The organism is Sulfurimonas sp., from assembly GCF_019429335.1.
GTDB lineage: Bacteria > Campylobacterota > Campylobacteria > Campylobacterales > Sulfurimonadaceae > Sulfurimonas.
The window spans coordinates 1-10846 of record NZ_JAHYJB010000042.1 but is presented as its reverse complement, the minus strand read 5'-3'; the positions used below and the strand labels follow the sequence as shown (position 1 = coordinate 10846).

Sequence of the window (10846 nt, the reverse complement as noted above, 5' to 3'; positions counted from 1 at the left end):
TAGAAAAAATCCAAGAGAAATAAAAAATCATTCGGACACTTATGCTAAAATATCGCCACAGAAAATATCTCTTCTTCAACTGTCCGAATGAAACCGACAGAGGTGTCCGGATAAACCGTTATATGCATAAAAACAGCAACTGGGAGATCTATAAAAAGGAGTACTTTAAAAGAGATGACCTGCTCTTAGAGATTAGACTTTGCAGAGTAGAAGAGTAAAAAAAGGAATGGTCTCTATCGGTTCTGTATAGACACAATTTTTTCTAATTGTGTGATAGCATCTTGAGAGCCTTTTAAATGGTTCGCACTTCTGTAATATAAGTCAACTGTATCAGAACGCGTATGCCCAAGTGCCGCACTCATCACGGGAGCGGCAGCACCATACTCACTGAGTGCTGTAGCTAATAAATGTCTAAAATAATGCATTGTTAGCTCTTGAATGCCTGTGTCATCTTTTAGTTTGGAAAGTTGTCTACGCGGACTATCCATAATTTGTTTTGTTTTTGGGCTTTTAAATACTAGCCCCGTTTTATCTAAACATATTTCCTCAAAAGCTATCTGGATATCTGCAGGCAGAAAATACTCTTGATCTTCACCGATCTTGTTATACTGAGCTTCTATGGTGTATTTTCCAGCTTGGAAATCTACACTCTCCCAGTGAAGAGTTTTTATCTCTCCCCATCTTCTACCGTGAAATGCAAATAAAAACAAGGCTCTGTAAAATGGATCATTTTGATATCTAGTATTAATAGCATTATATAGTAAGACTAGTTTTTCACTTGCATTTTTCACTTTTCTTTTGCGTTGACTTCTCTTTGGTCGATTAGGAATTGTCATCTGTGGTAACTTTTGAATTGCACCATTAGATTTAGCATATTCTAAAATAGGCTTAAGAACTTGAAATAAAACTTTTTCTATTGAGCGGATACTGTTTCCACCTTCTTTATATTGATGGTGATTTGTTGTTTCCATATTTTTCCGTATAGTGTCAACATAGTATTCAGAGATTTTACTAATTTGTTTGTTTCCTATGAAAGATTCAATATATAGTTCATATAACTTTTTACGATCATTTGTCCATTGTGTATCCGCACATTTTTTATGAAAATACTCTTTTGCAATAAAGTTTACTTTGGTATCGGGATTAAACGGTTGTAAGGTTTCAACTTTTTTTCGTTCTTTATACAGTTCTGCTTCTTTGCGAGCGTTGTCTTTTCTAACCTTTGGAGTCCAAGCTTTTTTGGAAGAATAATCAATGGTAGTCGTATACTCTTTACCCTCTACTTTAAAGCGATATCTAAAGCGCGTGAAGTCCTTATTTGCTTTAAGACCTTTTAGTGAGCTAATATCATTGATAAATTCATTCGGTAAAGCCATATTACAGTCCATATATCAAAATTTAGAGATAATAATCAAAGTCCCACTTTGTATCCCACTTTATTTGACGCTATTATACCCTAAATGATATTGTTATAGTAAAGTAAGTATGTTATAAGCCCCTAAAAATAGGTCATTTGACATTTTAAGAAACGGTAGTACATAGGTTTGCGGTACCAGCGGTCAGGGATTCGAATTCCTTCGGGCGTACCACTTCTTCAGAAAAAACTTCAAATTATTCTCAATATCATCACAAAGATTTACTTTACTGTTTCACTGCTTCAATATTTGCAGAGACTATAAAGTTTTCAATGTCCTTGGACCAATCTTTTAAAAACTTTTTACTCTCACTCTTAGGTGTGATATTTATATCTTTAAAACCAGAGTTTTTAGCACTATTTCTAAATCACCTATAAAACTAGCACCTGCAATGCAAGCCCCATAGCTATCTAGTGTTATCATTTGAGAGGGGATTTTTTTTGTTAATACAATGTCAGATATGGCTAATCTGCCGCCTGTTTTTAAAACTCTAAAAGCCTCGTCAAAAACTCTCTGTTTATCTAAAGATAGATTTATAACACAGTTTGAGATGATGACATCTACGCTGTTGTCTCCAACGGGCAGGTTCTCAATTTCACCCAATCTAAAATCAACATTGTCATAGCCGTTTTTATCTCTGTTGCTTCGTGCTTTTGCTACCATCTCTCTTGTCATATCTACACCGATGACTTTTCCTTCTTCTCCAACTTCTATTGAAGCTAAAAAACAATCAAGTCCGGCGCCGCTTCCCAAGTCTAAAACCACCTCACCTTTTTTCAGTGAAGCTATAGCTGTAGGATTTCCGCATCCCAAACCTTTGTCTGCTTCAGTTGGAATGGAGTTTAGTTGTTCTTGCGAGTACCCCAACTCCAAAGATATATTTTGGCTGCTACAGCAACCGCTGGGGCTGCAACCGCAACTCTCATCATTTGATGCAATTTTCGCATAGTTTTGAGCTATTGCATCTCTTTTTTGCTCTTGTGTAAAAGTATTCATTATTTTCCTTCGTATAATATATTTTGAGATTTGATTCTATAAGAACATAGACGAAAGTTCTATAAAAAAGGTTTCACTTTTTGTGTAATTTAGCAAAAGTTGCAGTTTTCATCTTTAATATCAAACTCTACGATATTTCCAAGGTTGTCATATTTGTAACTGCAGCATCGAAGTAATTTTTCTTTAATCTGCTTTTTACCTCTAAAAATTATGTTTTTTATATTGCTATGGCTAATATTTAATTTGTCTGCTATCTCTTTTTGTTTGAGCTCTTTTATCTCAGAGAGATAGAGTGCTTGAGCGTATTTTGGTGCAAGTGAATTGATTATCGGTTCTATGCAGTTTGACAATTCGCTTATTGCATCCGGTTGCTCTTTTTCTTTAAAAATAGACTCTTCATTAAACTCTATGTTATCTCTGTTTTTAGCCTCTCTTCTATAAAAGTCGATAATTGAATTTCTTGTGATGGCAAATATCCACGATGTTAGTTTCTCGTCTGAATCTAGTTTGTCAATATTTGCATATATCTTTATGAAAACCTCAGAGAGTATATCTTTTGCATCATCTGTGTTGTGTACTTTTGAGTTTATGAAAGAGAGTAGTCTTGAGTAGTACTGTTTATATATTTGTTCCATGATGCTTAAATTCTAATAAATATAATACTCCCTCTTCAAAAACAATGATAGACCTTTTTAACTATTTATCTCATGTTTTAATACTTTTGCAAGTTCGCTGCACTCTTTTATTTTATCGGTATAACTAAGATTGCCCTTTAGCAATATTTCTACAAATGCGCTTCCTACAATAACCCCATCAGCGCCTTTTACCTTATCTTTGGCACTCTTTTTGTTGACGCCAAAACCTACATATACCGGTGTTTTAGTATATTTTTTTATAGAAGATAAAAATGGCTGCAAATCTTCTGCGCTTCCAGAGCCTGTTATGCCGGTATAGGCTACCATGTAGATAAATTTTTTAGAATCTTTGACTATCTCTTTAATTCTCTCCTCAGAGTCTGTCGGAGCAACAAAGCTTATGTTTGAGATATTGTTTGAATCAAAAAGATTGCGATATGCAAAAGCCTCTTCATGGGGCAGGTCTGGGATAATAAGTCCGTTTATTCCAATCTCTTTTGCCAAAGGAATTAACTTCTCCATATTCTGCTGATAAAAACTGTTGAAGTATCCCATCCACAGAGTGTCGATTTTTGGCGCAACCGCAGCAGATATCTCTTTGAGGTGTGAAAATTTGAAGCCAAGTTCAAGCGATTTGTGATTCGCCATCTCTATCAAAGGACCATCGGCAACTGGGTCGGAAAAAGGCACTCCAAGCTCGAGGGTATCAACACCGTTATCGCTAAGTGCGAGAGCTAAATCAATGCTAAAAGATTTTTCCGGATAACCGGATGTTATGTATGCTACTAATTTTTTCAATTTTTTTCCAAGTCTGGTAATTTAAGCAGAGGGTATTTTATGTGAGTAAGTTCATTGTCAAGTTTTAGATCATCTTTCCATGCCGCAAACATGTCGCTAATCTCAAGCAGCCAATTTATGGTCTCTTCATTTACGCTTTTATGCTGCACTCGTATCTGCTCAAGCGCTTCTTCAACAAAAGCCGCAAGCCTTGACATTTGCGTAATTTTTAGAAAACCTGAGGCAGACTTGATATTGTGAAAAACACGAAAAAGTTCATTTATGCTTTGTTCGAACATGTTAGATTTTTTCAGATCTAAAATCATAACCTCCATGCACTCAACCATCATAGAGTAGTGATCCAAAAACTCATCGACTATCTCATAATCAAAGTTGGAATCTAAATCACTTCTCACGCCCATAAAATATTTCTCCTATATAGCCAAAATTATAGCAATATTTAGTTAAAATACTTTTTATTAAATTAAAGAGTTGTAAATGAGTAAAAAAATGACGATAACTTCCATAAAAAAGAGCAAGGGTGTTACGCCTTTAGTTGTAATAACGGCTTATGACGCGCTTTTTGCAAAACTTATGGAACCCAGTTCTGACATGATTTTGGTTGGAGACAGTCTCAATATGAGTTTCGCCGGCAAAAGCGACACACTCAGCGCAACGCTAGAGCAGATGATATATCATACAAATGCCGTCGCACAGGGTGCTAAAAATAGTTTTTTAATCTGTGATATGCCTTTTGGAACATATATCAGCAAAGAAAAGGCATTAGAAAATGCCATCAAAGTTTTCCAAGAGAGCCCTGCAGATGCCATCAAGATAGAGGGCGGAGCGGATAAGGCAGATATTATTAAATTTCTGTGCTCAAACGGAATTGCCGTGTGTGGACATATTGGACTTTTACCGCAGGCTGTTCGTTCAGAGGGCGGCTACAAAGTAAAAGGCAAAACTGAGACAGAGCGCCTACAACTTATAGAAGATGCAAAAGCGGTTGAGGCTGCTGGAGCCTTTTGTATGGTTATTGAGGGCGTAAAGGCAGAGGTCGCGCGTGAAGTCGCAAAAAGTGTAGAGATTCCTGTTATAGGCATAGGTGCTGGCAAAGATGTTGACGGTCAGGTTCTTGTTTTTTCTGACATGTTGGGACTTTTTGAAGAGTTCACGCCTAAATTTGTAAAAAAATATATGGATGGCGCTTCTTTGGTGAAGAGCGCACTGAGTAGCTACTCTGATGAAGTTAAAGCTAAAGAATTTCCGCAAGAAATACACACTTATTAAGAGATAAAATGGAAAGATTGGTCGAGATAGAGAGATTTGATGCGGATGAGAGTTGTGAAATAACTCTTCGCCCGAGCGCCTGGAGCGAGTATATAGGTCAGGAACAGATTAAGAAAAATCTCGGCGTATTTATAGAAGCGAGCAAAAAAAGAAATGAGGCTCTTGACCACGTCCTCTTTTTTGGACCTCCCGGCCTTGGAAAAACAACTTTAGCCCTGATTATTGCAAACGAGATGAATGCAAACATAAAAGTGACAGCCGCTCCGATGATAGAAAAAAGCGGAGATTTGGCAGCTCTTCTTACAAATCTCGAAGAGGGCGACATTCTTTTTATAGATGAGATTCACCGCCTTTCGCCGGCTGTTGAAGAGATACTGTACTCATCAATGGAAGATTTCCGCATAGACATCATTATAGGCAGCGGTCCTGCAGCACAAACGGTAAAAATTGATTTGCCGCGTTTTACTCTGATAGGCGCTACAACAAGAGCTGGAATGCTCTCTAACCCGCTTCGCGACAGATTTGGCATGAATTTTAGGATGCAGTTTTACTCTCCTGAGGAGCTCTCTAAAATCATATCGCAAGCCTCAAACAAACTAAATAAGCTCATAGCGCATGAGGCATGCGAGGAGATAGCAAAAAGAAGCCGTGGAACACCGCGTATCGCTCTGAGGCTTCTGCGCAGAGTAAGAGACTTTGCCGATGTTGCAAACGAAAAAGATATAATGCACTCAAGAACAAAATATGCGCTTGATGAGCTTGGCATAAATTCATACGGATTTGATGAGATGGACATAAGACTTTTAAATCTCTTGGTTGGAGCTAACGGAAGAGCCATGGGACTCAGCACGATAGCCGCGGCACTTAGCGAAGACGAGGGAACGGTAGAGGACGTTTTGGAGCCTTACCTGATTGCTAACGGTTATCTGGAGAGAACCGCCAAGGGCAGAAAAGCGACCAAAAGCACATATGAGATTTTAAATATCAATATTCCACAACAAGAAGGAGCTATCTTTTGAAACCCCAATATTTTGTAGCCATACTCTTTGCAACATCGCTTTATTGGATGTATCTTCTATACGCTCCGTTTTTGCTGGGAATGATAATAGCAGCACTTCTTGCAATATCTACGGCAAATATTCATAATTTTTTTGAAAAAGTTTTAAAGTCAAAATTTTTTGCAGCGCTAAGTTCGAGTCTTTTACTTGCCGTTCTATTTTTTGTGCCGCTTGGATATTTCTTGGTAACACTTACGATTAAATTAAATAGTCTAGAACCAGTTGTTTTTAAGAACATAGAGATAGCTATTAAAGATTTTTTAATGAATCCCCCACAATATCTGCTTTTTTTAAAGCCCTATATGGATAACGCAATTCAGGATATGAATATGAACTCTATTGCGTCATACATATTGTCGTTTACGGGCGATATTGGCTCGCTTAGTGCAGGGTATCTCAAAAACTCATTTTTGGTAATAGTTTTTTATTTTTTTGCTCAGTATAACGGAGGGTTTATAGTTGATTTGTTAAAGAGAATTGTTCAGATGTCGGTTGAAGAGACTACTCTTTTGGCAAAAGAGCTCTCTTCGGTTATGAGCGTAGTCTTTTATTCGATAATTGTAAATGCGATGTTTCAGGGCATCCTTTTTGGAGTGGCAATCTCTTTTATGGGATATAACGGACTTCTATTTGGCATAATGTACGGCTTTGCATCTTTGGTTCCAGTCATTGGAGGCGTTATTATGTGGCTTCCGTTTATGCTTTATGAATTCTCTATTGGAAATAGCTCAAATGCACTCTTTATCTCTCTGTACTCCGTTCTTGTTATCTCTGTTATAGCGGATACTTTTATAAAACCTCTCATAATTAAAGAGATAAATCTAAGACTTTTAAAAGAGGATGACGCAAAGATGAATGAGCTTATTATCTTCTTTGCAATTATTGCGGGACTTACGACTTTTGGCTTTTGGGGTATGATTTTAGGACCTGCAATTACGGCGTTTTTCCTGACAATTTTAAAGCTTTTTGAGGCAAGAACGAAAGAGTGTGAATCAAGAGGGGTTTAGTTTTTGTAGATTTGCGGATAATCGCTCTTAAATCTTCGATGTATCCAAAACCAAAATTTCGGCTCATCAGATATAAGCTTTGTGAGCCAATCTGCCTGAAGCTGTGTGGCTTTTTGGATATCCTCTTTTTCGTTATCGGTTTTTTCTACATGTATCTCGTCAAAAAAGATTAGTGTGTAGTTCTCTTCATCATCAGTGGTTATCGTTACGGGAATGATTGCCGCATTGTACTTTCTCGCCAAATATGCTGGAGTCGATGTCTGTTTTATCTCTTTGCCAATAAAATCAACTTTTACGCCTTCTCTTGGATTGATACCGGTGTCAATTACAATCCCGCACCCGCTCCCTTTTTTTATAATATTTATTAGCGGTTTGATTACATTTGATTTTTCAAGAGATTTGTTGCCAAAGCTAGCACGCGACTCTAGCATCCACTCTTGATAATCTCTGTTTTTCATTTTTTTAAAAACAGCATAAATAGGCTCAACAAAAGCTCCGATAGCCGAAGCTCCAAGCTCCCAAGCACAGTAATGAGGAGTTACGTAAATAACTGCTCGTCCATCTTGGTGAGCCTTTTGGACAGCTTCTATATTTTTGATGGTTACTTTTTTTCCAAGCTCATCTTTGCTTATATGTCTAATCTCCATAAGATGCAAAAAATTGAGAAGAAGATTTCTAAAACTGTATTTCACAATCTCTTTTTTTTGCTCTTTTGAGAGTTCATCACCAAAAACAAAATCTAGATTGATAAAGCCTATATTTCTGTATCTAGAGGAGATGTGGTATGCAATTGCCGCTAAGAAAACAAAAAAGCTCTTTCTTGCTTGTTTTGGCAATAGCATTAGAAATTTTTCAAGTAGTAAAAAAAGTTTAAAGCCCATCTCTTAAACAACTCCATTGTAGTCTTGTAAGCGGATTATATCAAAGGATGGTATATAAAACCAGCTAAGTAATAAAATTATTATCAACCCTTTGGTATAATTGCGCCACTCTTACAAAAGGCAAATAACAAATGAAGGCATCAGACATTCAAAACTTTTCCGAAGGTCGCACTAAAGCCAGAGCCTATTTCTGTTATCTCTTTTCAAAAAATATTCAAAACAGGCTCCCCTCTCTTACCCAAGATGTGATAGTTCATAGTCTTTTGAAAATAAAGGCGGATTTAGAAAAATGTGAGGGCGTATATCTTCTTGACAGTCGCGGCGTACAAGTCTCGCCGACTTTCACCGCAACCACTCAGATAGATGAGGATGCAGGAAGAATTAGGGCTGATAGAGCCTATTTCTACCGTGCAGTGAAGGAGGGCAGATGTACTGTTACCGACCCATATCCTTCACTGATAACCGGTGATTTGACCGTAACGACATCTCAGCCTATTTACGACGAACATGGAGAGCTTAAATTTGTTGCATGTCTTGATATGCCGCTTAATGAAGTTATTAAAATATCACGCTCTACAATATATGACAAGTTTTTTAACAATATTTTTAAATATACATATGCGATATTCTCATTTGCTCTCATGGGTGTTGCTCTATTGCTGTTTCTTAAGGGGATGCAGAGTTTTTTCATATATGAAATTACACCTGACAATTTTCAGATAAAAGATGTATTTGAAGCGACAATTTTGATCACTCTCGCCCTTGCAATATTTGATTTGGCAAAGACCCTTATAGAGGAGGAACTCTTGGGCAGAAACAAAAATAACAGCATCTTTGGACCCCACAAAACAATGGTCAGATTCCTTGGCTCAATAATTATTGCGTTGTCCATAGAGGCTTTGATGTTAGTATTTAAATTTGCAATTACAGAGCCTGAGAATATAGTCTATGCTATGTATATAATAGCGGGAGTCTCGCTGCTTCTTCTAACCCTTGCGGTTTATATAAAATTTACAAAATTAAAGATTGAAGAATGATAGGAATCGTTGATTATAATATGGGGAATTTGGCGAGCGTTCAAAACGCTTTTGTAAAACTTGGCGCAGATACCGTTATTGAGAGTAATCCTGAAAAGTTTAAAGATTATGAGAAGTTGATACTTCCAGGCGTAGGTGCATTTCCTGACGCAATGGAGCACTTAAGAGAGCGAAATATGATTGAAGCTATAAAAGAGTACGCGACAAGCTCTAAGCCGATACTTGGAATATGCCTTGGCATGCAGCTTCTATTTGAGAGCAGTGAAGAGTTTGGAGAGCATGAAGGGTTAGGGTTGATTAAAGGCAAAGTCGTAGCTTTTGACCCCTCTAAATTCAGCGAACCTTTAAAAGTTCCCCATATGGGTTGGAACAGGATGTTTACGAAAAAACATCCTCTTTTTAAAGGACTTGATGAGGAGCACTATCTCTATTTTGTACATTCATACCATGTCGTTTGCGAGAATAAAGATGATGTTATCGGTAGGACCCTTTATGGTTATGAGTTTGCATCTGCTGTAGCTCATGAAAATGTTATGGGAATACAGCCTCACCCTGAAAAAAGCCATAAGAATGGCCTCAAAATATTAGAAAACTTTATAAATTTCTAAATAAATAAATTCTGGCTCAAAGAGCCAAACTTCAGTCGCCTTAGCGGCATAAGCGAAGATAAAAGGTACTTTGTTAATTTATCGAACTAATAAAATTAAGGAAAAAAAATGACTTTATACCCAGCTATTGATTTAAAAGACGGAAAAGCCGTAAGACTGACGAAGGGTCTTATGGAGAGCGCAAAAATTTACTCTGACGAGCCATGGATGCTAGTTAAGAAGTTTGAAGAGATGGGTGCCACATGGGTCCATTTGGTTGATTTAAACGGCGCGTTTGCAGGTGAGCCGAAAAACTTGGAACAGATTATAAAAATCAGAGAAAATTGCAATGTAAAGCTTGAGCTTGGCGGCGGAATCAGAGATGAAGCGACGATTAAAAAGATGCTTGCAATAGGAATTGACAGGATTATTCTTGGCTCAATTGCGGTTAAAGATTCAAAATTTGTAAAAGAGATGGCAGCAAAATATCCAATAGCAGTCGGAATTGACGCAATAAACGGCTTTGTAGCTGTTGAGGGTTGGGGCGAGGTCAGTACAATGCGCGCAACAGACTTGGCGAAAGAGTTTGCAAATGCGGGGGTAGAGGCAATTATATGCACGGATGTAAGTAAAGACGGAACGCTTGGTGGTGTAAATGTAGATTTTACGCTTGAGATAGCAAAAGCAAGCGGAGTGAGTACGATTGCCAGCGGCGGCGTTAAAGATGAGAGCGATATTGAAGCATTGGTTGCAACAAATCTTGTTGAGGGCGTTATTATAGGCAAGGCGTACTACGAGGGAACATTAGACCTACCTAGGATGTTTAAGCAGTTTAGTTAAGCTTTGCTTAATCGTAAAATAAATAAAATTTAGGTATTATATTAACTAATTTACAAATATTTAGAGAAAAGGATTTCATTTGAAATTACTTGTTGTTGATGATAGTTCAACTATGCGTCGCATTATAAAAAATACACTCTCAAGACTTGGTCATGAGAATATACTTGAGGGCGGTGACGGTGTCGAGGGGTGGAACGCATTAGATACAAATCCTGATGTTGACATGTTGATAACGGATTGGAATATGCCTGAGATGAATGGCCTAGAGCTTGTTAAAAAAGTTAGAGCAGATGCTCGTTTTAAAGATTTGCCGATAATCATGG

14 protein-coding genes are annotated in these 10846 nt (G+C 37.4%); 8 read left to right on the top strand and 6 right to left on the bottom strand.

The window, feature by feature from the left end; translation table 11 throughout:
* Positions 1-41 precede the first annotated feature (41 nt).
* Positions 42-218 carry a hypothetical protein gene (locus K0A91_RS10315; RefSeq protein WP_295010107.1) on the top strand — a complete coding sequence of 59 codons (177 nt, stop codon included), beginning with the start codon at positions 42-44 and terminating at the stop codon, positions 216-218.
* Between the two features lie 15 nt (positions 219-233).
* On the opposite strand, the gene K0A91_RS10310 is transcribed toward K0A91_RS10315, so the two are convergent.
* The 5 genes from K0A91_RS10310 to K0A91_RS10290 form a co-directional block, all read right to left on the bottom strand.
* On the bottom strand, positions 234-1376 hold the full coding sequence (locus K0A91_RS10310; protein ID WP_295010106.1) for a tyrosine-type recombinase/integrase: 1143 nt from the start codon (positions 1374-1376) through the stop codon (positions 234-236).
* 366 nt (positions 1377-1742) lie between these two features.
* Positions 1743-2411 (bottom strand): arsenite methyltransferase, encoded by a 669-nt coding sequence (gene arsM / locus K0A91_RS10305; protein ID WP_295010105.1) that lies wholly within the window; start codon positions 2409-2411, stop codon positions 1743-1745.
* 89 nt (positions 2412-2500) lie between these two features.
* A complete protein-coding gene (locus tag K0A91_RS10300) occupies positions 2501-3046 on the bottom strand; it encodes a sigma-70 family RNA polymerase sigma factor (RefSeq protein WP_295010104.1) in 546 nt (181 codons plus the stop codon).
* 57 nt (positions 3047-3103) lie between these two features.
* Positions 3104-3844, bottom strand: coding sequence for a tryptophan synthase subunit alpha (gene trpA / locus K0A91_RS10295; protein WP_295010103.1), 741 nt, complete (start codon positions 3842-3844; stop codon positions 3104-3106).
* The gene (locus K0A91_RS10290; protein WP_295010102.1) at positions 3841-4245 is read right to left on the bottom strand and encodes an Hpt domain-containing protein; all 405 of its coding nucleotides are present in this window, start codon (positions 4243-4245) and stop codon (positions 3841-3843) included. The genes trpA and K0A91_RS10290 overlap by 4 nt, the downstream gene beginning before the upstream one ends.
* Before the next feature lie 76 nt (positions 4246-4321).
* Here K0A91_RS10290 and panB point away from each other — a divergent pair, with 76 nt between their 5' ends.
* From panB to K0A91_RS10275, 3 genes are read left to right on the top strand one after another with little or no spacing between them, the layout of a single operon-like run.
* Entirely contained in the window at positions 4322-5113 is a 792-nt protein-coding gene (gene panB, locus K0A91_RS10285; protein WP_295010101.1) for a 3-methyl-2-oxobutanoate hydroxymethyltransferase, read from the top strand.
* 8 nt (positions 5114-5121) lie between these two features.
* Positions 5122-6132 carry a Holliday junction branch migration DNA helicase RuvB gene (gene ruvB / locus K0A91_RS10280; protein ID WP_295010100.1) on the top strand — a complete coding sequence of 337 codons (1011 nt, stop codon included), beginning with the start codon at positions 5122-5124 and terminating at the stop codon, positions 6130-6132.
* The gene (locus tag K0A91_RS10275) at positions 6129-7178 is read left to right on the top strand and encodes an AI-2E family transporter (protein WP_295010099.1); all 1050 of its coding nucleotides are present in this window, start codon (positions 6129-6131) and stop codon (positions 7176-7178) included. Before ruvB ends, K0A91_RS10275 begins: the two co-directional genes overlap by 4 nt.
* Here K0A91_RS10275 and K0A91_RS10270 read toward each other — a convergent pair.
* On the bottom strand, positions 7175-8059 hold the full coding sequence (locus tag K0A91_RS10270) for a lipid A biosynthesis lauroyl acyltransferase (protein ID WP_295010098.1): 885 nt from the start codon (positions 8057-8059) through the stop codon (positions 7175-7177). The genes K0A91_RS10275 and K0A91_RS10270 overlap by 4 nt on opposite strands.
* A 131-nt stretch (positions 8060-8190) precedes the next feature.
* Between K0A91_RS10270 and K0A91_RS10265 the strand changes: the two genes are divergently transcribed.
* The 4 genes from K0A91_RS10265 to K0A91_RS10250 form a co-directional block, all read left to right on the top strand.
* Positions 8191-9096: a PDC sensor domain-containing protein gene (locus K0A91_RS10265; protein WP_295010097.1), complete on the top strand. Its 906-nt coding sequence runs from the start codon at positions 8191-8193 to the stop codon at positions 9094-9096.
* A complete protein-coding gene (hisH, locus tag K0A91_RS10260) occupies positions 9093-9704 on the top strand; it encodes an imidazole glycerol phosphate synthase subunit HisH (protein ID WP_295010096.1) in 612 nt (203 codons plus the stop codon). Before K0A91_RS10265 ends, hisH begins: the two co-directional genes overlap by 4 nt.
* Positions 9705-9812: 108 nt before the next feature.
* A complete protein-coding gene (gene hisA, locus K0A91_RS10255; RefSeq protein ID WP_295010095.1) occupies positions 9813-10523 on the top strand; it encodes a 1-(5-phosphoribosyl)-5-[(5-phosphoribosylamino)methylideneamino]imidazole-4-carboxamide isomerase in 711 nt (236 codons plus the stop codon).
* 79 nt (positions 10524-10602) lie between these two features.
* Positions 10603-10846: response regulator (locus K0A91_RS10250; RefSeq protein WP_295010094.1), on the top strand; the 244-nt coding region annotated here is incomplete at its 3' end.